The sequence below is a fragment of the Acidimicrobiales bacterium genome, assembly GCA_035533595.1.
Taxonomy (GTDB): Bacteria; Actinomycetota; Acidimicrobiia; order Acidimicrobiales; family Bog-793; genus DATLTN01.
The window spans coordinates 29978-54751 of record DATLTN010000025.1; the positions used below are offsets into that span (position 1 = coordinate 29978).

The 24774-nt window shown below is 72.5% G+C and carries 24 protein-coding genes; 15 read left to right on the plus strand and 9 right to left on the minus strand.

All coding sequences use genetic code 11. The features are described 5' to 3' along the window. Positions 1–171: 171 nt before the first annotated feature. Entirely contained in the window at positions 172–657 is a 486-nt protein-coding gene (locus VNF07_04670) for a hypothetical protein (GenBank protein HVB05527.1), read from the minus strand. Between the two features lie 169 nt (positions 658–826). On the opposite strand from VNF07_04670, the gene VNF07_04675 reads away from it, so the two are divergent. Then, complete coding sequence (locus tag VNF07_04675; protein ID HVB05528.1) at positions 827–1879, plus strand: VIT1/CCC1 transporter family protein; 1053 nt, start codon at positions 827–829, stop codon at positions 1877–1879. Positions 1880–1886: 7 nt separating this feature from the next. Here VNF07_04675 and VNF07_04680 read toward each other — a convergent pair whose 3' ends face one another. After that, positions 1887–2312: a hypothetical protein gene (locus tag VNF07_04680; protein HVB05529.1), complete on the minus strand. Its 426-nt coding sequence runs from the start codon at positions 2310–2312 to the stop codon at positions 1887–1889. 77 nt (positions 2313–2389) lie between these two features. Here VNF07_04680 and VNF07_04685 point away from each other — a divergent pair, with 77 nt between their 5' ends. The 6 genes from VNF07_04685 (at position 2390) to VNF07_04710 (ending at position 9410) form a co-directional block, all read left to right on the plus strand. Next, on the plus strand, positions 2390–3703 hold the full coding sequence (locus VNF07_04685; GenBank protein ID HVB05530.1) for a TRAM domain-containing protein: 1314 nt from the start codon (positions 2390–2392) through the stop codon (positions 3701–3703). Between the two features lie 81 nt (positions 3704–3784). After that, on the plus strand, positions 3785–4693 hold the full coding sequence (locus tag VNF07_04690; GenBank protein ID HVB05531.1) for a fumarylacetoacetate hydrolase family protein: 909 nt from the start codon (positions 3785–3787) through the stop codon (positions 4691–4693). Between the two features lie 95 nt (positions 4694–4788). Further along, positions 4789–5979, plus strand: a complete 1191-nt coding sequence (locus tag VNF07_04695) for a cupin domain-containing protein (GenBank protein ID HVB05532.1) — start codon at positions 4789–4791, stop codon at positions 5977–5979. Between the two features lie 42 nt (positions 5980–6021). Further along, on the plus strand, positions 6022–6975 hold the full coding sequence (locus VNF07_04700) for an enoyl-CoA hydratase/isomerase family protein (GenBank protein ID HVB05533.1): 954 nt from the start codon (positions 6022–6024) through the stop codon (positions 6973–6975). A gap of 313 nt (positions 6976–7288) precedes the next feature. After that, a complete protein-coding gene (locus tag VNF07_04705) occupies positions 7289–8782 on the plus strand; it encodes a serine/threonine-protein kinase (GenBank protein ID HVB05534.1) in 1494 nt (497 codons plus the stop codon). A gap of 19 nt (positions 8783–8801) precedes the next feature. Next, positions 8802–9410 carry a metallophosphoesterase gene (locus tag VNF07_04710; GenBank protein ID HVB05535.1) on the plus strand — a complete coding sequence of 203 codons (609 nt, stop codon included), beginning with the start codon at positions 8802–8804 and terminating at the stop codon, positions 9408–9410. Here VNF07_04710 and VNF07_04715 read toward each other — a convergent pair whose 3' ends face one another. After that, the gene (locus VNF07_04715) at positions 9411–9878 is read right to left on the minus strand and encodes a GNAT family N-acetyltransferase (protein ID HVB05536.1); all 468 of its coding nucleotides are present in this window, start codon (positions 9876–9878) and stop codon (positions 9411–9413) included. A 105-nt stretch (positions 9879–9983) separates the two neighbouring features. On the opposite strand from VNF07_04715, the gene VNF07_04720 reads away from it, so the two are divergent. From VNF07_04720 to VNF07_04730, 3 genes are read left to right on the plus strand one after another with little or no spacing between them, the layout of a single operon-like run. Continuing rightward, positions 9984–11090 carry a hypothetical protein gene (locus VNF07_04720; protein HVB05537.1) on the plus strand — a complete coding sequence of 369 codons (1107 nt, stop codon included), beginning with the start codon at positions 9984–9986 and terminating at the stop codon, positions 11088–11090. A 54-nt stretch (positions 11091–11144) separates the two neighbouring features. Then, positions 11145–11504, plus strand: a complete 360-nt coding sequence (locus VNF07_04725; protein ID HVB05538.1) for a hypothetical protein — start codon at positions 11145–11147, stop codon at positions 11502–11504. After that, the gene (locus VNF07_04730; protein HVB05539.1) at positions 11501–11734 is read left to right on the plus strand and encodes a hypothetical protein; all 234 of its coding nucleotides are present in this window, start codon (positions 11501–11503) and stop codon (positions 11732–11734) included. The genes VNF07_04725 and VNF07_04730 overlap by 4 nt, the downstream gene beginning before the upstream one ends. Before the next feature lie 72 nt (positions 11735–11806). On the opposite strand, the gene VNF07_04735 is transcribed toward VNF07_04730, so the two are convergent. The 4 genes from VNF07_04735 to ettA all read right to left on the minus strand — a co-directional run bounded on the left by VNF07_04735 (position 11807) and on the right by ettA (position 14907). Further along, entirely contained in the window at positions 11807–12265 is a 459-nt protein-coding gene (locus tag VNF07_04735) for a cupin domain-containing protein (protein HVB05540.1), read from the minus strand. Positions 12266–12334: 69 nt separating this feature from the next. Further along, positions 12335–12694, minus strand: a complete 360-nt coding sequence (locus VNF07_04740; GenBank protein HVB05541.1) for an STAS domain-containing protein — start codon at positions 12692–12694, stop codon at positions 12335–12337. Between the two features lie 30 nt (positions 12695–12724). After that, positions 12725–13171 carry a nitroreductase family deazaflavin-dependent oxidoreductase gene (locus tag VNF07_04745; GenBank protein HVB05542.1) on the minus strand — a complete coding sequence of 149 codons (447 nt, stop codon included), beginning with the start codon at positions 13169–13171 and terminating at the stop codon, positions 12725–12727. A 56-nt stretch (positions 13172–13227) separates the two neighbouring features. Beyond that, the gene (ettA, locus tag VNF07_04750) at positions 13228–14907 is read right to left on the minus strand and encodes an energy-dependent translational throttle protein EttA (protein ID HVB05543.1); all 1680 of its coding nucleotides are present in this window, start codon (positions 14905–14907) and stop codon (positions 13228–13230) included. Positions 14908–15280: 373 nt separating this feature from the next. Here ettA and VNF07_04755 point away from each other — a divergent pair, with 373 nt between their 5' ends. Further along, entirely contained in the window at positions 15281–17485 is a 2205-nt protein-coding gene (locus VNF07_04755; GenBank protein HVB05544.1) for a kelch repeat-containing protein, read from the plus strand. Between the two features lie 77 nt (positions 17486–17562). Here VNF07_04755 and VNF07_04760 read toward each other — a convergent pair whose 3' ends face one another. Beyond that, complete coding sequence (locus tag VNF07_04760; GenBank protein HVB05545.1) at positions 17563–18183, minus strand: hypothetical protein; 621 nt, start codon at positions 18181–18183, stop codon at positions 17563–17565. 45 nt (positions 18184–18228) lie between these two features. On the opposite strand from VNF07_04760, the gene VNF07_04765 reads away from it, so the two are divergent. The 3 genes from VNF07_04765 to VNF07_04775 all read left to right on the plus strand — a co-directional run bounded on the left by VNF07_04765 (position 18229) and on the right by VNF07_04775 (position 22259). Then, entirely contained in the window at positions 18229–19032 is an 804-nt protein-coding gene (locus tag VNF07_04765; GenBank protein HVB05546.1) for an alpha/beta fold hydrolase, read from the plus strand. 37 nt (positions 19033–19069) lie between these two features. Then, positions 19070–20545: an MFS transporter gene (locus VNF07_04770; protein HVB05547.1), complete on the plus strand. Its 1476-nt coding sequence runs from the start codon at positions 19070–19072 to the stop codon at positions 20543–20545. 121 nt (positions 20546–20666) lie between these two features. Beyond that, entirely contained in the window at positions 20667–22259 is a 1593-nt protein-coding gene (locus VNF07_04775) for an FAD-dependent oxidoreductase (protein HVB05548.1), read from the plus strand. Positions 22260–22271: 12 nt separating this feature from the next. Here the strand turns inward: VNF07_04775 and VNF07_04780 are convergent, their stop codons facing one another. Continuing rightward, a complete protein-coding gene (locus VNF07_04780) occupies positions 22272–23636 on the minus strand; it encodes a site-specific DNA-methyltransferase (GenBank protein HVB05549.1) in 1365 nt (454 codons plus the stop codon). A 129-nt stretch (positions 23637–23765) separates the two neighbouring features. Here VNF07_04780 and VNF07_04785 point away from each other — a divergent pair, with 129 nt between their 5' ends. Next, positions 23766–24734 carry an aldo/keto reductase gene (locus tag VNF07_04785; GenBank protein ID HVB05550.1) on the plus strand — a complete coding sequence of 323 codons (969 nt, stop codon included), beginning with the start codon at positions 23766–23768 and terminating at the stop codon, positions 24732–24734. Positions 24735–24774 lie beyond the last annotated feature (40 nt).

Consider the following 24774-nt stretch of genomic DNA (forward strand, 5'->3'; position numbering starts at 1 on the left):
TCGTCGTCGGCGGTGAAGTGCTGCTCACCGGGGGCTGGCTCGTCGTTGTCGGCCGAGCGTCGCGGTCGCAGCGGGCGCGGCCGCGCTGGTGGTGGTGCTCGTAGGGTCAGCGGGCGCGTGAGACGCGGCTTTACTGTCGAACTCGCGCCCGGGACTTCACCACTGCCGTCTTCAGCACCGACCAGCGACCGGCCACACCTTCGCCTCCGTCGCTCCCGCCTTCCTGTCGCCCGAGTAGGTGTAGAGCGGGCTGCCGCGCCAGGTGACCTGCAGGCGGCCGCCGGGATCGCGCACCGTTCCCAGCGTGCCGACCCCACTGCCGCGGCGCGCCGTGGTGCCTCCCTTGGCAGGAGGAGTGGCGGCCCGGTCGTGGCCAAGGCACCGCGGGCTACCCCTGCCCGGCCGGTCGAGGGCGTACCGATAGAGCGTCCCTCCCGCCGGCGTGACGAGGATCGTGCCGAGCCGGCTCTTCGCGAGCACGGCCACCACCGCGGCGGACGGGGCGGCCGAGCGGCGGGCCGGTAGTGCGGCCGAGGCCCCGGCAGCGCCGGCGGCGCTACCGGCGGCAGCCGCGAGCAGCGCTGCGACGGCCCGCGTGCCACCGGTCGAGCTGTCACGTGTCCACTCCTCCCGGGTGCCACCCGCGCGGCGCTCCACCGTGAGGTACGCGCCATCCCCCCCGCGGGATCACTACGCAAGCGCGGTCCGCGGCCGCGATGATGGAAGTGGAACCGACCACAGGGGGTGCGCCATCGCCGACCCGGACGTCCGCCGCTTCCTCGACAACCGCCAAGGCGAGATCGACTCCGCCGCCGTCTACCGGGCGATGGCCGGCGCCGAGCCCAGCCCGCAGCTCGCCTCGGTCTACCGCCGCCTCGCCGACGTCGAGGAGCGTCACCTCGGCTTCTGGGAGGCAGAGCTCCGCGAGCGTGGCGTCGATGTCGGCACGCGTCGCCCTTCCTGGCGGGCGCGGGTGATGTGCCTCATCGCCCGCCGTTTCGGGGCGCACCTCGTCCTCCCGGTCGTGGCCACGCTGGAGAGCGCCAACCAGACCGAGTACGACGACCAGGAGGAGACCGAGGGCACCCCTATGCGCTCACAGGAGCGCTCGCACGCGCGGGTCCTCCGCTACGTCGCGGGCGGCTCGCCGCGAGGCGTCGCCGGGGAGACCCTCGCCCAGCTCGAAGGCCGTCACCGGGCACCGGGCGGGAACGCGCTGCGGGCCGCCGTGCTCGGCGCGAACGACGGCCTCACCTCCAATCTTGCCCTCGTGATGGGCGTCGCGGGGGCGGACCTCCGCAGGGCGGCGATCCTCGTCACGGGCCTCACCGGCCTGCTCGCCGGCTCCTGCTCGATGGCGATCGGCGAGTGGATCTCGGTGCAGAGCGCCCGTGAGCTCTACCGCCGCCAGGTGCGCACCGAGGCCGAGGAGATCCGCAGCGTCCCCGACGAGGAAGAGGAGGAGCTCGCGCTCATCTACGAGGCGAAGGGGCTCCCCCAGGACGAGGCCGAGCGGGTCGCCGCGCAGCTGATGGCCGACGAGCGCACGGCCCTCGACGCGCTCGTCCGCGAGGAGCTCGGCTTGGACCCCGACGAGCTCGGCGGCTCGCCGAACTCGGCGGCCGCTTCGTCGTTCGTGCTCTTCTCGCTCGGGGCGGTGCTGCCGATCCTGCCCTACACCTTCACGAGCGGCGGCACGGGGGTCACCCTCGCGATCGCCCTCGCGGCGCTCGGCCTCTTCGCGATCGGGGCGCTGATCAGCCTGCTCACCGGGCGGGGAGCGCTCTTCTCCGGCACCCGTCAGCTCGTCTTCGGCCTCGCCGCGGCCGGGGTGACCTACGGCCTCGGCCATCTCATCGGCCGGGCGATCGGGGCCTGAGGGACCGTCATCGCGAGACGACGACCTCGGTCCTCCACAGCAGGATGTACTGCGGACAGGCGGTGCCCGGCGGGCAGTACGGGCGCTCGGTTGCCTGGATCGTCGCTGTCCCGTCTTCCGTCGCCCGGTAGTGAGCGACGTAGCCGCGCCCGAGGCGCGCCGGCTCACCGACGGCGGCGAGCCCTCTCCCGCCGAGCAGCGGCGGGCCCCAGAGGTTCGTGCCGTTGCCGAGCGTGAGGGTCACCTGCACGCCGCGGCGGACGTGCTCGACACGACCGCCCGCCGCCCTCGTGAGGCAGACGGTCGTCCCCGCCGGGACGCACGTACCACCGGTGGCCGGCGAGCCGCGCCCGAGAGCGAGGAGGGAGACGCCGACCAGCAGTGCGACGGCGAGGCCGGCGGCGGCGAGTCCGCGACGTGCGACGGGGCTCATGAGGCCTCTCTACCCGGTCAGGGCGACGTCGAGCCGCCCGTGCGAGCGGCCGGCGCGCGTGGCGCGACACTGCGGGGGTGCCACCTCCCGCGGCGAATCCACCCACAGAGACCGCCACGGCGGCACCGAGCGCCTTCTCCGTCGGCGACCAGCTCGAGCTCGACACCGGCGCGATCGCGAGCGGCGGGGGCTGTGTCGGGCGCGCCCCCGACGGTCGGGTGGTCTTCGTCCGCCACGCGCTTCCGGGTGAGCGGGTGCGCGCCGTGGTCACTGCGGTCACCACGAACTTCCTCCGCGCCGACGCTGAGGAGGTGCTCACCGCCTCGGCCGCGCGCGTCACGCCGCCCTGTCCGCACGCCGGGCCGGGGCGCTGCGGCGGCTGCGACTGGCAGCACATCGACCTCGCTCACCAGCGGGAGCTGAAGAGTCGACTGATCGCCGAGCAGCTCCTGCGCGTCGCCCGTGTCGAGCACCCGGTCGTCGTCGAGGCCCTCCCCGGCGGGGCCGACGGTCTCGGCTGGCGGAGCCGGGTGCGCTTCGCGGTCGATTCCTCGGGCGCCGTGGGCCTCCGCCGGCACCGCTCGCACGACGTGGAGGTGCTCACGCGTTGCCCCGTGGCGACGCCCGAGCTCGAGGCGCTCGGGATCGAGGCGGCGCGCTGGAGGGGCGCGGCGGAGGTGGAGGGCTTCGCCGCCGGCGACGGCAACGGCGCGACCGTCCTCGTCGTGCCGGGGCGGGAGGGGGTGCGTGTCGGCGACCTCCCCGCTGACCTCGGAGGGGCCGGTCTCGTCGTCGAGGACCGTGTCCTGCGCGAGCCGCGCGCGGGCCACCCCGAGGTGCTCGGCCGGCGCTTCCGGGTGAGCGCCGGGGCCTTCTGGCAGGTGCACACCGCCGCCCCTGCCGTGCTCGCGCAGGCCGTGATCGACGCCCTCGAGCCGCGCCGGGGCGAGTCCGTCGTCGATCTGTACGCCGGTGTCGGCCTCTTCTCCCTGCTCCTCGCGGACGCGGTCGGCCCCGAGGGGCGCGTCGTCGCGGTCGAGCGCAGCCGTGCCGCCGCAGGCGACGCCCGACGCAACGCGGCGGGGGTCGCGCAGGTCGAGGTCTGGGCGCGTCCGGTCGATGCTGCTCTCGCCGGCGCGCTCGCGGGGAGCGACCTCGTCGTCCTCGACCCGCCCCGTGAGGGCGCCGGCAAGGCGCTCACTGCGGCTCTCGTCGCGCTCGACCCGCCGCCGCGGCGGATCGCCTATCTCTCCTGCGACGCTGCCTCCTTCGCCCGCGACCTGCGGGTCGCTCTCGACGCCGGCTGGGCGATGACCTCGCTGCGTGCCTTTGACGTGTTCCCGATGACCGAGCACGTCGAGTTGCTGGCGGTGCTCGAACCGGCTGTGTGAGGTCGCCGGGCCACCCGTCGGGCAGCGTGGAACAATCACCGCACCTCGCGCGGCGGCCGCCGCGCCCGTAAGGGGGTCCCCATGAAGCTCGTGCTCTTCGACGACTACCGGCTCGGCATCCTGCGCGAGGACGGCGTCGTCGACGCCTCCTCGCTCCTCGACGGACCCGCCGACGCGGCGCACGTGGTCGACACCCTGATCGCGAGCTGGTCGTCGCTGCGCCCCCGCCTCGACGAGCTCGCCGTCTCTGGGACGGCGCGCCCGCTCGACGAAGTGCAGCTCCGGGCGCCGGTCCCAAATCCCGGAAAGATCATGTGCATGGCGACGAACTTCCGTGAGGGGACCGACAAGCCACCGCTCCCGCTGAACGCCTTCCTCGCTTCGCCCGAGGCGGTGATGGACCCCGGCGGCACCACGGTCCTCACACCGCACGAGTTCAAGATCTGTCACCACGAGGCAGAGCTCGTCTGCGTGATCTCCAAGGACGGCCACGACATCGCCGAGGCCGACGCGATGGAGTACGTGTTCGGCTACACCGCCGGCGTCGACATCTCCGAGCGGGCCTCGGACAGTCTCAACTGGGGCTTCCTCGGCAAGTCGGGAGACGGCTTCAAGCCGATCGGCCCGTGCATCGTCACCCCCGACGAGCTCGGCGACCCGCACGCGCTGCAGGTGCGGCTCTCCGTCGACGGGGTCCTCCGTCAGGACTACAACACGAGCGACATGGGCCACTACATCGCCGAGTGCATCGCGTGGCTGTCGACGCTCATGACCCTCCGCCGCGGCGACCTGCTCTTCGTCGGCACCAACCACCAGGAGCTCGGTCCGATCCAGGACGGTGAGACCGTCGAGATGTCGATCGAGCGCATCGGGAGCTTCCAGTTCCACGTCGCCGATCCCCTGAAGCGGAGCTGGCCGAAGGGGATCGACTCGAGCGTCGGTCAGAGCGTGCGCTCCCGCCTCGAGGCACCGGCGCCGGCTGCGCCCTGAGCGGCCGCTGCGGGACCTCGACGGCGCGTCGGCGAGGTGATAAGTAGAGGGTCGAAGTAATCACGCGCCAGCGTGGACCGACGAGGGGGTACGAGGTGACGACCGAGCTCTTCCAGGAGCCGACGAGCGAGGAGCAGCGGGCCGGGCTACAGGAGGGCAAGGCCCAGTCGACGCGGTGGGAGAAGTTCATCGCCGCCGAGGGCGTCCCCAATTACTCGGCGATCGGCTTCCACGACGTGCGCGAGCTCGACCTCGGCCCCTGGCCGCGCCTCGGCGGCAACGGCGCCTACCTCTCGCTGTCGGGGCTCGACGGGATGAAGTCGATGTTCGTCCTCGAGATCCCGGGCGGCGGCGTCCTCAACCCCGAGCGCCACGTCTACCACGCCTTCTACCTCGTCCTCGAGGGGCGGGGCACGACCGAGACCTGGATCCGCGAGGACCACAAGCAGGTCGTCGAATGGCAGCCGGGATCGCTCTTCTACCTGCCCCCGAACGTCATGCACCGCCTGGTGAACGCGACCAACGAGAGGGTGCTGATCATCGCCTCGACGAACGCGCCGCCGATCATGAACATGTTCCAGAACGACGACTTCATCTTCAACAACGACTTCATCTTCCCCGAGCACTACCGAGAGGACGCCGACTTCTACAAGTACGACGAGCAGATCTACGCGATCCCGACCACCAAGCGCGCGCAGGCGCGCACGAACTTCTACCCCGACATCATCAACTCCGAGCTGCCCCTCGACAACCAGCGCACCCCCGGCTACCGGCGCGTGCAACCGGCCTGGCAGGGCTTCCAGGACGAGGCGATCGGCACGTTCATCGCGCAGTACCCACCCGGGCGCTACGCGCGGGCCCACTACCACAACGCCCAGGCGGTGCTCGTCTGCCTGCGGGGCGCGGGCTACACCTTCAACTGGCCGAAGGACTGCGGCCAGACCCCGTGGAAAGACGGTCACGGGGACAAGGTGAACCGCCTTGACTACATCCCTGGCGGCCTCGTCTCGGCAGCGCCGGGCGGCGGTGACTGGTTCCACCAGCACTTCGCTGTCTCGGCCGACCCCTTCCGGGTCTTCAACATGTGGGGCGGCCCGCTGCCGAAGAACTACCGCGGCTACGACAGCGAAACGGGCGTCGCCGGGAACAGCAACATCTCGCTCGGCGGCCACAGCATCGGCTTCGCCACCGAGGATCCCTACGTGCGCGAGACCTTCGAGGAGGGACTCGCGAAGGTCGGCCTCTCCTCCTCGATGCCCGAGGAGCTGTACACCAAGGACGTCTGAGCCGGGACGGCCCCCGCGAGGGGGACCGGTAGCGTGAGCGGTGTGACGACCAGCCTCAGCAAGCGGATCGAGCCCCTCCGCCAGCGCCTCTCAGCGCTCGCGGCACGCCCGGGTGCGGCGCGTGTCCCGCACACCGCCGGGCCGACCGAGGTCGAAGCGCGCCACCCGGCACCCGACGTCCTCGAGCTGCGCCTCGTGAACGGCGCGCGGCGCAACGTCCTCGGCCGGCACACGATCGATCGCCTCGAGCAGCTCGTCGAGTACGCGCCCGCGGCGACGGCGGTCGTGCTCTTGAGCGCCGACGGCCCGGACTTCTGCGCGGGTTACGACCTCCGCGAGGCGGCAGCCGGCGAGGCGGCGGCGCTCATCGCCCACGAGGCGAACTTCGCGCCGCTCCGCCGCAGCCCCCGCCCGGTGGTCGCCGCGCTCTCCGGGAACGTGATCGGAGGCGGTCTCGAGCTCGCCCTCGCGGCCGACGTGCGCATCGCGGCCCGCGACACCCGCTTCGCGGTGCCGGCCTGCGCCCTCGGCCTCGTCTACTCCGAGGCGGGGACCCGTCTCCTCGTCGAGGAGCTCGGCGAGAGCACGGCGCGGGCGATGCTCCTCGGCGGCCGCGCCCTCACCGCCGCCGAGGCGTTCGCGATGGGGCTCGTCAGCGAGGTCGTGGAGCCCGCTGAGCTGCAGGCCCGCGCGGAGGAGGTGGCCGCGCAGATCGCCGCCTGGTCACCGGTCGCGACGGCCGGCAACCGACAGGTCCTCGACACCGTCACCGGCCGCGTCACCGCCGACGTGGCGGCGCTGCGCGCCGCGGCCTTCGCGCCCGCTGGCGCGCTCTCGCGGTCGATCGCCGCCTTCGTGGCCCGCCGCCAGCAGCCCGCCCCGCTCTCGCGCGTGGAGGCCGCCCGTCGCCGCAGCGGCGAGCTCGTGCGTGCCGGGCGGCTGCGCGGCCAGGCACTCGGCAAGAGCCTCGGTCGCCGACTCCTGCCGACCCTCTGAGCGCCTTCGGAGGAGAGTCAGGCGCGGGCGCGCGGCACGGTCGGGGCCTCGCAGGTGCAGCAGATCTCGTCGGTCGTCTCGTCGTGACAGACAAGGCAGAAACGGAGCCGCAGCAGGTGCTTCGCCGCGGCCATCGACCCGAGAGGGTCGGCACCGCTCGGTGCGGGGGGCGCGGGGACGCGGTCGGTGCCGATAGCGGGGACGTTAGGTCAACGGTCGACCGCCCGGACATCGGCTTTTGTTGCGTAGCGGGGCGCGCGACGGGGCAGAGTAAGGACGTGCGCGACGACGCGGCCGGCCGCCTCGCGGGGCCATGACCTCCTCTGTGCTCCTCGACGAGCGCTACGAGCTCGGGGACGAAATCGGCCGCGGCGGGATGGGGGACGTCTACCGCGCCCGTGACCTCCGCCTCGGGCGCAACGTCGCCGTGAAGTTCCTCCGGGACGCCCCGACGGCCGACCCCCGCCGCTTCGAGGCCGAGTGGCGCACCCTCGCGAGCTTCAGCCACCCACACCTCGTCCGCCTCTACGACGCGGGCGAGAGCGAGGGCCGCGCGTTCATCGTGATGGAGCTGATCGAGGGCGAGACGCTCGCCGCCGCGCTCCTGCGCGGCCCCCTCCCCTCCGACCACGTCGCCCGCGTCGGTGACGCCGTGGCGCGGGCGCTCGCCTATGCGCACGGCAAGGGCGTCATCCACCGCGATGTGAAGCCGAGCAACATCCTGATCGGCGAGGACGACGGGGTCTGGCTCGCGGACTTCGGCGTCGCCCGCCTCCTCGACACCACCGGCCTCACCGCCACCGGCCACGCCATCGGCACCCCCGCCTACCTCGCGCCCGAGCAGGTCGAGGGGAGCGCGGTCGGCCCGCCCGCAGACGTCTACGCGCTCGGTCTCGTCCTTTACGAAGCCCTCACCGGCAAGCGGTCGTTCGAGGGGACCCCCGCGGAGATGGCCGCCGCCCGTCTCTACCGTGGGCCACAGCTCGACGACCTCGCCCCCGAGTGGCGGGGGCTGATCGGCGAGATGACGGCCCGCGACGCGACCGACCGCCCGCAGGCCGCGCTCGTCTCGGCACGCCTCGACGCCGAGCTGCGCGGCGGTGGTGCGACCCTCCCCGCCGGCGCGCCGGCCGACGAGGCGGCGACCGCCGTCCTCGCGCCGACCGCACTCCTCGGCGCCGAGACGCTCCCCCTCGGCGGGGACACCGTGGCCTACTCGAGCCTCCGGGAGGAGGCCGCGCCGCGCCAGCCGGTCGGCCTGCGGCGGGCAGCGGTCGTCGGGGTGCTTCTCCTCGTCGGGATCGGCGTCCTCCTCGCTTCACTGCTCGGCGGGGGCGGAAATCCACAGGCCGCCGTCGGCGCGAGCGGCGCGACGACGACCACCGGCGCGCCGACGACGACCGCGCCCTCGACGACCACCAGCGCGCCGACGACCACCGTGCCCGTCGCCTCGACCACGCCTGTCTCGAGCGCCGCGGACGCCGTGCTCGCCGCGGTGCAGGCCGGGATGGCCAACGGCAGTATCGGTAGCGACGCCGGCAAGGGGCTGCTCAACGCCCTCAACCCGCTCCTCTCGGGGGCAAACCCGCAAGCCGAGGCCGCCGCCTACCAACAGCTCCTCAGCCGGGCTGCAGCAGGAGTGCAGAGCGGCGCGATCGGCGGCACGGCGGGGGGGAGCCTCGCGATCGCCCTCGGTCAGCTCGGCGGGGCGCTCGGGCAGACCGCGACGACCACCACGACGACGCCGCCACCGCCGCCGCCACCGCCCCATCACGGCCACGGGCACGGCCCCGGGGGTGACCACTAACGGCGACTAGACCAGGGTGATGGTCCGCTTCCTCACCGCCGACCTGCACCTCGGCCACGCCAGGATCTGCGAGTACACGGGACGCCCCTTCACCTCGGTCGAGGAGATGAACGACTGGCTGATCGACGCCTGGAACGAGCGCGTCCGCCCGGGCGACGAGGTCTTCGTCCTCGGCGACGTGGTGCTCGGTCGGGTCACCGAGACGCTCCCGCTTGTCTCGGAGCTGCAGGGCACGCTGCATCTCGTGGTCGGCAACCACGACCGCCCCTTCGAGGCCGGGCCGCGACGCCCCGAGTGGCAGGCGCGCTATCGCGCCGCCGGCTTCAGGAGCATCACCTACGGGAGCCGCGAGCTCGACCTCGGCCTCGAGTCGCCCGTCCTCGCCTGCCACTTCCCCTACGAGGGGGACAGCCTCGGGGAGGAGCGCTTCGAGGAGCTGCGGCCCGCGGACCTCGGCCAGCGGCTGGTACACGGCCACCTGCACGGCCAGTACCGGCGGAGGGGCCGCATGGTCGACGTCGGCGTCGACGCCTGGGCCGGCCGCCCCGTCGCCTTCGAGGAGGTGGCCGCGCTCTTCCTCGCCGACGAGGAGGCCGTCGCCCCCCTCCCCTGGCGCAGGGAAGCCTGACTAACCGAGGCGCTCGAGCGGGGCCGTCATCAGCAGCGCCGGCGCGCCGCCCCATTCGGCGAGCCGGCACTCCCTCGTCCGCCAGAAGCCGACGGCCCGGTAGAAGGCGACGGTCTCGGCGTAGTGCGCACTCCCGGCGCTCGGGCCGAGGGTGAGCAGGCACAGCCCGGAGGCCCCGACCTCGGCGGCGGCGTCACGCGCCGCGGCGACGAGCAGGCGCCCGAGGCCCTCCCGGCGGCGCTCGCGGAGCACAGCGAGGTAGGTGATCTCGACGCTCTCCTCGAAACGCTCGGCGAGGGAGACGAAGCCGGCGACGGCACCCGCCTCCACTGCGACCAGTCCCCGTTCGGAGCGGAGCGAGCGCTCGATCCCCTCGAGCGCGTGCGGGTAGCCGAACCACTCCGGCAGCGAGGCTGCCACGGCGAGACAGCCCGTGAGGTGGCCGGGGGCGAGCGGGAGCACCTCCACTCCGCCATCATCTCCCAGTAGCCGCCGAGGTAGCGGCCATCTACCCTTCGCAGGATGCGATCGGCCCCCGCACCCCTGGCGCGACCTCCCCGCCCCTCGCCCGCCGTGTACCGACGGCGGCGTGCCGTCGTCTTCGGCGGCCTCGCGACGCTGCTCGCGCTGGTCATCTATCTCCTCACGTCGACGGGCGGCGGGAAGCCACCCGTCGCTGCCCATCAGCCGCCGCCGCACCACACGCTGCACTCCGCACAGGCCTCGCGGAGCCTTGAGGTGGGGGTGCGCGACCTCTCGGTCACCGATCCGAGCCGCACCACCTACAACTACGCGACGGGCAAGAGCAGCGCCGGGCGGACCCTCGGCATCGAGGTCCGCTACCCGACCCGCTTCGGGGCAGCCGCCGCGGAGACCAAGGGCGCCAAGCCCGCCTTCTCCAAGGGCGCCCACCTCGTCGTCTTCGCCACGGGCTTCCGCCTGCAGCCGGGCGACTACGACGCGCTCCTCGACGCCTGGGTGAAGGCCGGAGACGTGGTCGCGGCCATCGACTTCCCCGACACCACCTATCCCGCGACCGAAGCGGCCTATACCGCCAACCTCCCGCACGGCTCCCCCGAGGCCGACGTCTACAACGAACCCGCCGACGTCGCCTTCGCGCTCCACCAGTTGTTCGGCCTCGAGGCGAGCACCACGAGCTGGCTGCACGGCGCCTTCGACCCGAAGGTGATCGCCCTCGCCGGCCACTCCGACGGCGCGAGCGCCGTCGCCGCCCTCGCCTACGACTCCAACTACGCGGTGAGCGGCCTGCCGGTCGGCGCGGTGCTCGCCCTGTCGGGCGGGGAGTTCGCGATCAGCGGCCAGCACTACAGCGCGGCGACCGCCGCCGACGCCCCGCTGCTCGTTGTGCAGAGCGCGGCCGACACCTGCGCCGCGCCCTGGCAGGCGGTGCAGCTCTACGACGCGATCGCGAGCCCGAAGTACTTCCTCGAGCTGCACAGCGCGACCCACCTCGGCGCCTACAACGGGAGCGACCCCGCCGCGGCCACCGTGCAGAAGGTCACGACCGCTTTCCTCGCCGCCGCCTTCGCCGGTCAGGTCTCGGGGAACGCCGCCCTGCTGGCGGCGGGCGCGGTTTCGGGGGTCTCGTCGATCACCGGCGCGACGCTCGCCGCGCCGATCACGACGCCTGCGGGCTCGGGGCAGTGCCCGCACGACTGACAGCGAAGTGCTGCACGCCGTTTGACACCCTCCGGCGCGGGGTAGCGCGCGCGCATGCGGAATTCATGGAAAGGCCTTGTCATCGGCGGCCTCACGGGCGCGAGCGTGGGGATCCTCATCGACGCCTTCGCGAAGGCGGTGCAACAGGCTGCGCACGGCGCGGAGTACGCCCGCGACCACGCGGACGAAGCGGCCGAGTGGCTGCATCACGTGACCCAGCGGGCCAACAAGTGGGCGCTCGACGCCGAGGTGCCCGATCGGGTGCGGCACGTCGCCCAGCGGATAGTGGAGTCCGACCTCGCCTCGCGCCTCGGCGAGACGGCGAGCAAGGTCGCCGAGTCGACGGTCGAGCGGGCGAGCAAGGTCGCCGAGTCGACCATCGAGCGGGCGCGCTCGATGGGCCACGGCGGATGACGCCCTGCCCCGAGTGCGGGGAGGTCTTCGACCCCGCGGCGCACCAGCAGACTGACGGCTACGCCCGCTGCCCGGCCTGCGGCCACCAGTTCCTCGCCGACATCGAGGAGCACCCTACGGTCGAGCCGCAGGGGGATCAGGTCTTCCCCGACCCCGCGGGCGAGCCCTCCTCCGGCGGGGCGCCACCGCTCCCCGACCCCGGGCCGGGAGGTGGGCCGCCACCGATGTGAGCCTCCGCCCCCGGGCCGAGGTGATCGTGCCGTCGAGGTCCCGCAGGCCGCCTCGGGGGCGGTGGGGCGCCGTCAGGCGAGGACGCGGCCCTCGTTCTTCTTCCAGGTGACACCGGAGCTCGTCATCTCTTTGCCCGCGGCGTCGAGGCGGTAGCGGGCGCCCGGACCGCTGCCGAGGCGCATCATCACGAGGTTGCCCTCACCGGTGTTGGTGAACCAGTAGCGCGTCCCTCTCGGCAGCAGCACCGCCTCGTTGGCGCTCACCTCGCAGGTGTTGTCGTCCCGCTCGATGTGGAAGGTCGCCGTGCCGGCGAGGCAGGCGAAGATGTGGTCCTCGAGCGGGTGGGAGTGCATCTCGTTCTCCCCGCCCTCGATGTAGACCTTCACCCGCGCCGTGAGCTCCTCGGTCCCGGGGAGCTCGAACTCGACCCCCCGTTGACCGGGCTCGATGCCCCTCGCTTGCTCGACCTCTTCGCTCATGAAGGTGAAGACGCGCGGGCTCGTCCTCTTTGCCTCGGTTTCCACAGTCATTGGAGACCCCTCCCTCTCGGTCGCACGATTCTCGCCGCGCCCGCCCCCGCCGTACAGCCGGGCTGCCGCTCAGCCCTTCGGGCCCGCCGCCGAGTCGGCGTCGGCGTAGATGTGGAAGCGCTCCGTGAGCCCCGTCATGTCGAAGACCTTCGCCACCGCGGGCGGCACCGCCACGAGCCGCAGCTCGCCACCGCGGTCCTGCATGTGGCGGTGGGCCACGACGAGCGCGCCGAGCGCGGTCGAGTCGAGGAAGGTGACGTTCGCGAGGTCGATGAGGACGTTCGACGGCTCCTCGGCGACCACCTGCTCGAGGGCCTCGTGCAGGCGCGGGGTGGTCATCACGTCCAGCTCGCCGTAGACGAGGAGGACCGGGTGGCCCGAGACGTCGACTCGGACGAGGTCGAACTGCGGCGCGGCGGTGTCGGTCATGGCCGCGATGCTAGGTCGCGGCGGGCGCGCTCAGTCGGCCGGCGTGAAGACGAAGACCGGGATCTCGCGCTCGGTGCGGGTCGCGTACTCCGCGTAGTTGGGGTAGGCGGCGACCGCCCGCTCCCACCACTCGGCGCGCTCGGCACCGTGCGCCTCGTGCACCGCCCCCTCGACCAGCGCGGGACCGTCCTGGAGGCGGACCTCCGCGGGGTTGGTGCGCAGGTTCTGCACCCACAACGGGTCCTCCGGGGCCCCGCCCTTCGAGCCGACGAGCGCGTACTCGCCGCCGTGCTCGACGCGCATCAGCGCGATCTTGCGGACCTTGCCGCTGCGGTGGCCGCGCATCGTCACGATGACGACGGGCAGCCCCGTCTCGCGCAGCGTGTTCGCCTCGCGCCCGCCGCTCGCCTCGTAGCGCTCCACCTGCTCGCGGACCCAGTCACGCGGACTCGGCTCGTACTCACCGTCGAGTGCCACCCCGGCCTCCTCTCCTTCGCGCCGATGCTATTCGCAGGCGCTGCGCGCCAGCCCTCTCAGCCGCGTGCGAGCGGCTTGTAGCGGACGCGGTGCGGCTGGTCGGCGTCCACCCCGAGGCGCCGGTGGCGGTCCTCCTCGTAGTCGCTGAAGTTGCCCTCGAACCAGGTGACGACGGAGTCGCCCTCGAAGGCGAGGACGTGGGTCGAGATGCGGTCAAGGAACCAGCGGTCGTGGCTGATCGCGACGACGCAGCCCGGGAAGGCGAGCAGCGCATCCTCGAGGGCGCGCAGCGTGTCGACGTCGAGGTCGTTCGTCGGCTCGTCGAGGAGCAGCACGTTGCCCCCCGACTTCAGGACCTTCGCCAGTTGGACGCGGTTGCGCTCGCCGCCGGAGAGGGCGCCGACGGTCTTCTGCTGGTCCGAGCCGCGGAAGCCGAAGCTCGCCACGTAGGCGCGCGACTGGAGCTCGCGGCCGTTCACGACGATCCGGTCGGCGCCGCCGGTGATCTCCTCGAAGACCGTGGCCTTCGGGTCGAGCTCGTCGCGGGACTGGTCGACGTAGGCGAGGACCGCGCTCTGGCCGATCTCGAGGCTGCCCGCGTCGGGCTTCTCCGCCCCGACGATCATCTTGAACAGCGTCGTCTTGCCGGCGCCGTTCGGGCCGATGACGCCGACGATCCCGCCGGGCGGGAGGATGAAGGAGAGGCCGTCGACGAGGAGACGGTCGCCGAAGGCCTTCTCGACGCCCTTGGCGTCGATCACCTGGTCACCGAGGCGAGGGCCGGCGGGGATGGTGATCTCGAGGGCGTCGCCGCGCCGCTCGGCCTGCTCGGCCTCGGCGACGAGGTCGTTGTAGGCGTTGATGCGCGCCTTGCCCTTGGACTGGCGGGCACGCGGCGAGAGGCGGATCCACTCGAGCTCGTGCTGGAGGGTCTCCTGGCGGCTCTTGTCGACCCGCTCCTCGCGCGCCAGGCGGTCCTGCTTCTGCTCCAGCCAGGAGGAGTAGTTCCCCTCCCAGGGGATCCCCGCCCCGCGGTCGAGCTCGAGGATCCAGCCGGCGACGTTGTCGAGGAAGTAGCGGTCGTGCGTCACCGCGACGACGGTGCCGGGGTAGTCCTGGAGCGTCCGCTCCAGCCAGGCGACCGACTCGGCGTCGAGGTGGTTGGTGGGCTCGTCGAGGAGCAGCAGGTCGGGCTTGGCGAGCAGCAGTCGGCAGAGCGCCACCCTCCGCCGCTCGCCGCCAGAGAGCGTCGTGACGTCGGCGTCGGGGGGCGGGAGGCGGAGCGCGTCCATCGCGATCTCGAGCGTGCGGTCGAGGTCCCAGGCGCCGGCTGCCTCGATCTTGTTCTGCAGGTCGGACTGCTCCTCGAGGAGCTTGTCGAAGTCGGCGTCCGGCTCCCCCATCGCCGTGCAGACGGCGTTGAAGCGTTCGAGGAGGGCACGCACCTCGGCGACGCCGTCGGTCACGTTGCCGACGACGTCCTTGTCGGGGTCGAGCTGCGGCTCCTGGGGGAGATAGCCGACGGTGAAGCCGGGCGTGAGGCGGGCCTCACCGGTGTAGCCGTCGTCCTCGCCGGCCATGATCCGCAGCAACGAGGACTTCCCCGAGCCGTTCGACCCGATGACGCCGATCTTGGCGCCCGGGTAGAAGGAGAGGTTGATCCCCTTCAGCACTTCACGGTCGGGCGGGTAGAAGCGGCGCAGGTCGCGCATCGAGTAGATGAACTGGGCAGGCATGCCTCCAGTGTGCCGCGGGCGGGCGGTGGGGCGCGCCGCAGCGCTTTCGGGCGGGCCATCGGCGGGGCGAAAGCCCACGTCGCCCACGTGATATCAGCTAATCCTGTGACAGAATCCCACCCTCTACCCGCGATGCGGCGCAACTCCATTAGAGCGCTGCCAAGGAAATGCGATGGCTCTATTAGGGGCTGGTTGAACGCAGTAATCGAACGGTAAAGAAGGATTACGGTCGCAATTGCGCTTCCGTAGCCGCGCATCATGCGCGGAGAAACCCAACCTTTGGTCGAAATAACTGGCTGGAGGGTCCTTCAACACCGAGAAATCGAGGTGGTTGCCGATGCGCGCCCGTCACGTCCGACCCGGAGCCCGACCAGTGTCGCGCTCGACCCATCGCGGGGGCCTGCGGCTCCTCCTCGGAGGGCTCGCCCTCACCTCGATCGGTGGCGCCGCAGCCCTCGCCGGCGCCGGCGCCGCCGTCGCCGCGACGGCGAACACCTGGTCCGCGACGGGCAACCTCGTCACCGGCGTCTCGCAGGCCACGGCGAGCGTCCTCAACAACGGACAGGTCCTCCTCGTCGGCGGGAAGAGCGCGAGCAGCGCGGCCGTCGACAGCGCGCAGCTCTACAGCCCCTCGAGCGGCAGCAACGGCACCTGGGCGGCGACCACCGGCGCGCCCTCGACGGCGCGAGCCGACGCCTCGAGCATCACCCTGAACAACGGCAAGGTGCTGGTCGTCGGTGGGGTCGACGCCACGGGCGCCGCGGTGACCACCGCGGAGACCTACGACCCGAGCTCGGGGACCTTCACCACCACCGGCAGCGGCGCCCCGCCGATGTTCAACACCACCGCGGTGCTCCTTCCCGGTGGCAACGTCCTCGTCGTCGGCGGTGACACCGGCTCGCTCACCGCGGCCACGCCGACGAACGCCGTCTACCTCTACCTCGCGGCCAGCAACACCTGGACCACCGAGGACACGATGGGGTCGGCGCGGGCGAGCGCGGTGGTGACGGTGCTCCCGACGGGCAACGTCCTCGCCGCCGGCGGCACCGGGACCGGCGGCGTGATCCTCGGCACCGCCGAGGTCTTCAATCCGGGCGCGAACACCTGGACCCCGACGCCCGCGATGCCGACTGCGGTGAGTGACGCGCAGGTGGGCGTGATCTCGAGCGGCAAGGCCCTCGTCGCCGGTGGCGTCACCACCGGGGGCGCGGCGACAAGCGCTGCCGAGCTCTACGACCCGAACGCGGGGAGCTGGACCTCGGCTGCCTCGATGAACGCCGCCCGCGACGGCGCCGCCTCGGCCGTCCTCCCGAACGGCCAGATGTTCATCGCCGGCGGCATCAACTCGAGCGGCACGCAGGCGAGCTCGGAGATGTACACCCCCAACGCGACGACCGGTACCTGGACGGCCACCACCTCGTCGCTCGCCACGGCGCGCCACGCTGCGGCGGGGGCGCTCCTCCCGGGCGGCGTCTTCCTCGTCGCCGGTGGCCTCGACGGATCGGGGAACCCCATCTCGAACGCGGAGGACTACTTCGCCGGCCAGGCGCCCGCTTTCACCTCGGCGGCGACCGCCACCGCGACCACGGGGACGGCGTTCACCTTCACCGTGCAGACGACGGGCACGCCCACCCCGACGGTGAGCGAGAGCGGCAACCTCCCGGCGGGGCTTTCCTTCACGGTCGGCACCAACGGGACGGCGACGATCACCGGCACGGCGCAGAGCGCGGCGGGGACCTACCCGGTCACGCTCAGCGCGACCAACACCGTCTCGACGGTGCAGCAGAGCTTCTCGCTCGTCGTCGCGCAGCCAGCCGCGCCGGGGTACCTCGCGGTCGAGAAGAACGGCACGGTCTTCGCCTACGGCCAGGCCGTCGCGAGCACCACCACGGTGAGCGTGAACCCGAAGATCCGTCCGGTCGTCGCTGTCGGCCGTAGCCCGGGCACGACCGGCTACTACCTCGTGACGGCGCTCGGGAACGTCTACAACGAGGACGGTGCGCCCTTCTACGGCTCCAAGGCCGCCAGCAAGCTCGCCTCGCCGATCGGCGCCTTCGCGGCGACGCCCGACGGGAAGGGCTACTGGCTCGTCGGCCGGAACGGCACCGTCTACCCCTTCGGTGACGCCGTCTCGTACTCCTCGCTCGCGGTCGTCGCGAAGACCCGCCCGGTCGTCGCCATCGCCCCAACCGCCGACGGCAAGGGCTACTACCTCGTCACCAAGCTCGGGAACGTCTACAACTACGGCGACGCAGCGTTCTACGGCTCCAAAGCAAGGGGGACGCTCCCGGCGCCGATCGTCGGCTTCGGGCTGAGTGGCGACGGCAAGGGCTATGACCTCGTGAGCGCGAACGGCAACGTCTGGAACCTCGGCGACGCGCCCTTCTACGGCTCCAAGGCAAGCGTCAGGCGTCTCCCCTCCAAGGTGTCGGCCTTCGCCACGAGCCTCGACGGCAAGGGCTACTACCTCGTCACCCTGGGTGGGAACATCTACAACTACGGCGACGCCGTCTGGTTCGGCTCGCCGGTCGCCCACAAGCTGGTCCAGCCGATCGCGAGCTTCGTGATCCCCGACTGACCAGGCCTTCCCCACGGGACCGCCGCCGGCGGTGCGCACTCGGGCGCGCCGCCGGCGGCGTGTCGCGTCCGGACCCCTCAGCCCGCCTTGTCCTCGATCTCGAAGGCATGGTCGAGGGCGTGCCACGCGATGCGGCGGAGGGCATAGCGCGCCGGCCAGCCCCGCTCGAGGACCGCTCGCCCACGGGGGCGTCCGAGGAGGTCGAGCATCGCCTGACGGCGCTGCTCCGCGTCGAGGTCGCGGCCGAGGCCCAGCTTGCGGCCGTAGGCGACCTCGGCGGCGAGGACGTGGGCGACGATCGCGTCACGGTCGCGGCCACCACCCCGCGGCCCCTTGCGGAGCTTCGCCGGGGCGGCCGCGGCGGCCGTCCCGAGCGCCGCCCAGCAAGCCGCGAGGCAGCCGCACTGGCGGGTGAGCGCCGCGCGCGCCGCGGCTCGCGCCTCGGCGGCGGCGGGGCGGCTGGGGGCACCGAAATCGGTGGTCGCGTCGCCGACCAGGTGCTCGACGACGGTAAGGCCGCCGCGCGGCACGGCGGTGACGCCGGCGACCCGCAGCACGGCGGCGTAGCGACCCCGGTAGTCCTCGAGCGCGCCGAGGGCCCCTTCCTCGTCGCGCCCCGAGCGGCTCCAGCCCGGCCAGTCGAGCGCGGAGGCGAAGGTCCTGCGCTTGCCCACCTCGACGACGACCTCCACCGCCACGGGGGCAGTACAGCACGGCAGGCCCGGCTGTGCTTCGATCCGGGGATGGCCTCCCCCGAGCAGCGCGCCCCGATCCGCGGCGCCGAGATCGCGTTCCACGTCTCGGGGACCGGCCCGGACTTCATCTTCGGCCACGGCCTCACCGGCTCGCGGGCGAACGACGACGAGATGTCGCCGATCGACTGGCGCGAGGTCCCGGCGCGCCTCGTCCGCTACGACGCCCGCGGCCACGGCCGCTCCTCCTCGGGGCACACCGCCACGAGCTACAGCTGGGAGCAGCTCGCCCACGACCAGCTCGCGCTCGCGGACCACTGCGGGATCGGCCGCTACGTGGCGGGCGGGGCCTCGATGGGCTGCGGCACCGCCTTGCACGCCGCGGTGATCGCCCCGGAGCGCATCCGCGGCCTCGTGCTCGTCATCCCCCCGACGGCGTGGGAGAGCCGCGCCGAAAGGGCGGCGCTGTGGGCCGAGACCGGTGCGGCAGTCGAGGAGCACGGCGTCGAAGCGCTGGTGCGCCTACGCGCGCTGCAGCCCCTCCCCGACCCCTACGCCGACGACCCGACGCGACGCGCGCGCACGCTCGCGGCGACGCGCGCCTGGGAGGCGCGCCGCCTCGCAGAGGTGCTGCGCGGCGCGGCGTTCGCCGACCTGCCGAGCCGCGAGGAGGTCGCGACGATCACCGCGCCGAGCCTCATCCTCGCCTGGAGCGGCGACCCCGCCCACCCGCTCACGACGGCCGAGGCGCTCGCCGGCCTCATCGGGCCGAGCGAGCTCTCGGTCGCCTCGAGCCCCGACGAGCTCGCCGGCTGGACCCAGCGCGTCGCCGCCTTCGTGGCCGCCCTCTTCTGAGGAGAGCCGCCAAAACATCGTTGGTAGCGTGACGGTGATGGGCCGCGCGGAACGCTCCAATCTCCGCGCCGCGCCCGGGCGCGGCCCACTGCTGCCGGCAGGGGACTCCGGCGAGGTGCCGATCGCCCCCCACGAGCCACCGGACTGGCGGACCGTCGAGCCCCTGCCGCGGCGGCGGCTCATCTTCTTCATCTGCGCGATCGCGCTGTTCATGGCGTCGGTCGACTCGACGATCGTCGCCACGGCGTTGCCGAGGATCGGCTCCGCGCTGCACTCCCGCCTCAACTGGCTCGGCTGGACGATCACCATCTACAGCCTCGGCCAGATCGTGATGCTCCCCCTCGCAGGGCGGATCAGCGACCAGTTCGGCCGCAAGCGCCTCTTCGTCGCCTGCGCGGTCGTCTTCACCGTCTCCTCGGTCGCCTGCGGCCTGGCGACGAGCATCTACGTGCTCATCCCCCTCCGCCTCGTGCAATCCCTCGGCGGCGGTGGCTTCCTCCCCTCGGCGAGCGGCATCGTCGCCGACCACTTCGGCCGCAACCGCGACCGGGCGCTCGGGATGTTCTCCTCGATCTTCCCGATCGGCGGTGTCGCCGGCCCGATCTTCGGCGGCATCATCACCCAGTACTGGGACTGGCGGGGGATCTTCTTCGTGAACCTCCCGATCGGGGCGGCGCTCATCGTGCTCATCGTGCGCTACGTCCCGCACAGCGCGAAGGGCAGCCCCGAGCCGCTCGACGTCCGCGGGATCGCCCTCCTCGCCTGCACGATCGTCACGGGGATGCTCTCGATCACCACCCTCGGCGGGGCCTCGGCCTCGCCGACGAGCCCCGGGGTCCTCGTGCCCGGGCTCGCGGCGATCGCCCTCGGGGCGCTGTTCATCCGCCACATCGGGCGGGTTCCGCACCCGATCATCCCCCTCCGTCTCATCAAGGGGAAGAACTTCGGGGCAATGAACGTCCTGAACGTCCTGTTCGGCGGGGCGGGCTTCGGCTTCGGGGTGCTGATCCCGCTGTACGCCGAGAACCGTTACGGGATCCGCTCGGCCTCGGCGGGGACCGTCCTCAGCGCGCAGGCGGTCGGGATGGTGCTCTTCGCCGCCCTCGCCTCCTACAACCTCCGCCGCACCGGCTACCGGCTACCGATGGTGCTCGGCTTCGGCGTCGCCTCGGTGAGCCTTGTCTTCTTGTCGATCGGCGCCCGCGGCCTCTCCGGCTACCTCTGGCTCAGCCTCTTCGCGATGACCTCCGGCATCGGCCTCGGCACGGTCGCGCCGGCGGCGAACAACGCCACCCTCGCCCTCGCCCCCAACCAGGTGGCCGCCATCTCGGGGCTGCGCGCCACCTTCCGCCAGACCGGCTCGATCCTCTGCGTCTCGACCGTGACGGCGATCCTCGCCCGCAGCAGCGACAAGGGCATCGCGCAGGCGCACATCTTCTGGGTGCTCGCGCTCTTCCTGTGCGCGACGATCGCCCTCACCTTCGCGATCCCCGATCAGCGCGAGAGCTGGTAGCGGGAGCTCCCCGTCCAGCTCAACGGACTCTCCGTGCACGGATCGTTGGCGCGAGCCAAGATTGGCCACCGAGCGGCGCCGACCTAGCAGGGTCGCGCCCGGACCTCCGAGGAGACAGGCAATGGCACAGCGCTACCAGGTGATCATCGTCGGCGGGGGGCCCGTGGGAATGGCGCTCGCCGTCGAGCTCGGCCAGCGCGGGCTCTCCGTCGCCGTCGTCGAGCGCGGTCGCGAGGTCGGTCGGTTGCCGAAGGGGCAAGGGCTCACCCACCGCTCGCTCGAGCACTTCTACTTCTGGAACTGCCTCGAGGAGATCCGCACCATCCGGCTCCTGCCGCCGGGCTACCCGATCGGCGGGATCAACGCCTACCCCAACCTCGTGAGCGACTGGTGGTACCCGAGCGGCGAGGCCCGCAACAAGCTCGGCCCCTACTACTTCCAGCGCAACGATCGCCTCCCCCAGTACCTCACCGAGGAGGTGCTGCGCGGCCGCGTCGAGCAGCTCGACAACGTCACCGTCCTGTTCGAGCGCACGGCCAAGGGCATCTCCCAGGACGCCGAGGGCGTGCAGGTGCAGATGACCTCCTCGGTCTGGCCCTACGAGGACGAGACCCTCGAGGGCGAGTACCTCGTCGGCTGCGACGGGACGGGCTCGATCGTGCTGCGCGAGCTCGGCATCGAGCGCCGCGGCGTCGACTTCGAGACCCGCATGGCGCTCGCGGTGATCCATTCCCCCGAGTTCCACGAGGGGACCAAGCGCTTCGGTGAACGGACGACCTTCCACGTGATCAACCCGGAGATGCACGGCGCCTGGCAGTTCTGGGGGCGGGTGGAGGCCGAGAACACCTTCTTCTTCCACGGCCCAGTGAAGGCCGACGCCACCTCCGACGACAAGGACTACGTCCTCAAGGTGATGCAGGAGGCCGCCGGCTTCGAGTTCGACGCGGAGTTCCAGCACCTCGGCTTTTGGAACCTGCGGATCTCCGTCGCCGACAGGTACCGCGACCGACGGGTCTTCATCGCCGGCGACGCCGCGCACGCCCACCCCCCCTACGGCGGCCAAGGGCTGAACAACGGCCTCGAGGACGTCACCAACCTCGGCTGGAAGCTCGCCGCGGTCCTCGACGGCTGGGGCGCGGACGGCCTCCTCGACTCCTACGACGCCGAGCGCCAGGCGGTCTTCACCGAGATCGGCCGGGACATGATCGCCCAGGGGATCATCGACGAGGACGAGTGGCTGAAGCTGCACAACGCCGAGCGCGACCTCGCCGACTTCGAGGCGGCCTGGAAGGAGCGCAGCTCGGAGTCTGCGGCCCCCCAGGACTTCGTGCAGAACTACGACGGCTCCCCCGTCGTCGAGGGCACCCCCGGCGCGACGCCCGGCATCCACGCCTCGCACTCGCTGCTCGCGCGAGCGGGCTTCCACCTCGCGCCGCAGCCCCTCAGCTCGGGCGAGAACGTCTTTGAGGCGCTCGGGACCGGCTTCACCCTCCTCGCCTTCGGCGTCGAGGAGGCGGCCACCAAGGGGATCGAGGAAGCGGCAGCGGCCCACAAGGTGCCGCTCACCGTCGTGCGCGACTCCTATGACGGCGGGCGCGAGGAGTACGGCAGGCACCTCGTCCTCGTGCGCCCCGACCAGTTCGTCTCCTGGGTCGGCGACGAGCCGCCCGCCGACGCCGAGGCCCTCGTGCGCAAGGTCGCCGTCGGCGGCTGAGCGATACGGGGCTCAGGTGAGCTCGCCGGCTCCCCAGAAGCCGGGTAGCGGCTCGGCTCCCTGGCCGCCCTTCGCGTAGCGAGCCAGCCGCTCGCGCGCGGCCGGGTCGAGCAGGTCGACGAGGTCGAAGACGACCGACGGCCCGGCGCTGCGCAGCGCGGCGTCCCCCGGTCCGGGGCGCTTCGGCAGTTCGGTGGTGAGGAGGACGAGCGGCGCCTCGCTGCGGCCGCGCACCGCCGCCGCCCGACCGAGGGCGCGCCAGACCGCGTCGTTGCGGGCCAGGCCGCCACGGTGGCTCACGAACGCGCCGACGACGTCGAAGAGGAACTCCTCGCCTGCCGCGTCGCGCGCCGCGAAGGAGATCCGCACCCCGCTCTTCGCCACGAGGTGGTCTGTCGCGGTGACGGTGAAACCCGCACCGTCGAGGACCGCGGCGGCGAGCTGCTCGGCCGAGCGCCCCTCGCGGCGTGCCTCGGCCGCGAGCCCGTCCGCACTCCCGCCTGCTGCGGCGAGGGCCGCGACGCGCCTCCGGGCGGTCTCGACGTAGGAGGCGTCGGTGTCGTAGCCCACGTAGCGGCGGCGGAGGCGGGCCGCGGCGACGAGGGTCGACCCGGCGCCCATGAAGGGGTCGAGGACGAGGTCGCCCGCGAAGGTGTAGAGGCGGATCAGCTGCTCGGGCAGCTCGACGGGGAAGGGTGCGGGATGGCCGACGCGCCGCGCCGACTCAGGGGGGATGCTCCACAGGTCGAGGGTGAGGGCCATGAAGTCCTCGGCCATCAGCGTGCTCTCCGAGGGGAGGCCCTGCTCGCGGCGCCGCTTGCCGCCGAGCGCCCGATCGAAGCGGCCCTTGCTCGCGACCACGACCCGTTCGGTGATGTCGCGGAGCACCGGGTTGCTGGCGCTGCGGAACGACCCCCACGCGCAGTTGCCGCTCGCCCCCTCGCCCTTCTGCCAGATGAGCTCGCCGCGCAGGAGGAGGCCGAGGTCGTCCTGCAGGATGCGGATCACGTCCGCCGAGAGGCTGCGGTAGGGCTTGCGCCCGAGATTGGCGACGTTGACGGCGATCCGCCCCCCGGGCTCGAGGACACGGGCGCACTCGGTGAAGACCGCGCCGAGGAGCGCGAGGTACTCGAGATAGGAGGCGGGGACCCCCTCGCGCTCCACCTCCTCCTCGTAGGTCTTGCCGGCGAAGTAGGGCGGTGAGGTGACGACGAGGGCGACGGAGTTGTCGGCGACCTCGGCCATCGTCCGCGCGTCGGCGCAGAGGAAGGGCTCGGCGACGGGGAGCGGCGGCGCGACCTGCTCGTCGGAGGAGAGCAGCGGTGGCCGGAAGCGGTCATAGAAGGCCGCGGCGTCGTGGTTCTCGCGCCGGCTCACCCCGAAATTCGATGTTGCGGTACGTCGACGCGCCGACATGGGCCCTCCGCCCGCGCAATCTACCGGCGCCCCCGCCGTAAAGGAGGGATGGGGGGCGGCACGTGCCGCCGCGACCTATCGTCCGAGGTGATGGAGTACCGGGACTTCGGGAAGACGGGGCTGCAGGTGAGCCTCTGCGGCCTCGGCTCGGGGGGCGCGAGCCGCCTCGGCCTCGCCTACGGCTCGACCGAGGAGCAGGCGATCGCCGTCATCCACCGCGCGCTCGAGCTCGGCATCAACTACTTCGACACCGCCGAGAACTACGCGAACGAGGCGGTCGTCGGGCGCGGCCTCGCGGGCCACCGCGACGAGGTCGTCCTCTCGACCAAGGTCGGGCCGCGCACCGCTGACGACGTGCTCCTCACCGCGAAGGAGCTACGTGCCGCCGTCGAGCTCGCGCTCGAGAAGCTCGGCACCGACCGCGTCGACGTCTTCCACCTGCACCGCCTGCGCGCCTCGGACTTCGACTACTTCACCGCCGAGCTCGCACCCGAGCTCGAGTGCCTGCGCGACGCGGGCAAGCTCCGCTTCACGGGGGTCTCGGAGAGCACGGGCGACGACCCCGAGCACCTGATGCTGCAGCGCGCCGTCGCCGAGGACCTCTTCGACGTGGTGATGGTGGGCTTCACCTTCTTCAACCAGTCGGCGCGCGACAAGGTCTTCCCGGCGGCGATCGCGCACGGCACCGCCGTAGAGATCATGGCCTCGGCGCGCACCCAGTTCTCCCAGGCCGAGCTGCTCGCGAAGGAGATCACCGAGCGCATCGCCTCGGGCGAGGTCGATGCCGACGGGATCGACCTCGCCGCGCCGCTCGACTTCCTGATCGGCCCGGGCAGGGCCACCTCGGTCGCCGAGGCCTCCTACCGCTTCGCCGCGCACGAGCCGGGCGTGCACACCGTGCTCGTCGGGACCGGGAAGATCGACCACCTCGAGGAGAACGTCGTCTCGCTGAACGCGGGGCCCCTCCCCGGCGACGTCACCGAGGTGCTCGTCGAGGCCTTCGGCCACCTCGCCTCTGCCGTCTTCGTGCCCGGCCGACCGGTCGCGAAGTGGGCCTGAGCCCGTCCGCCATCCGAACAGCTCTCCGCAGCACCTCACA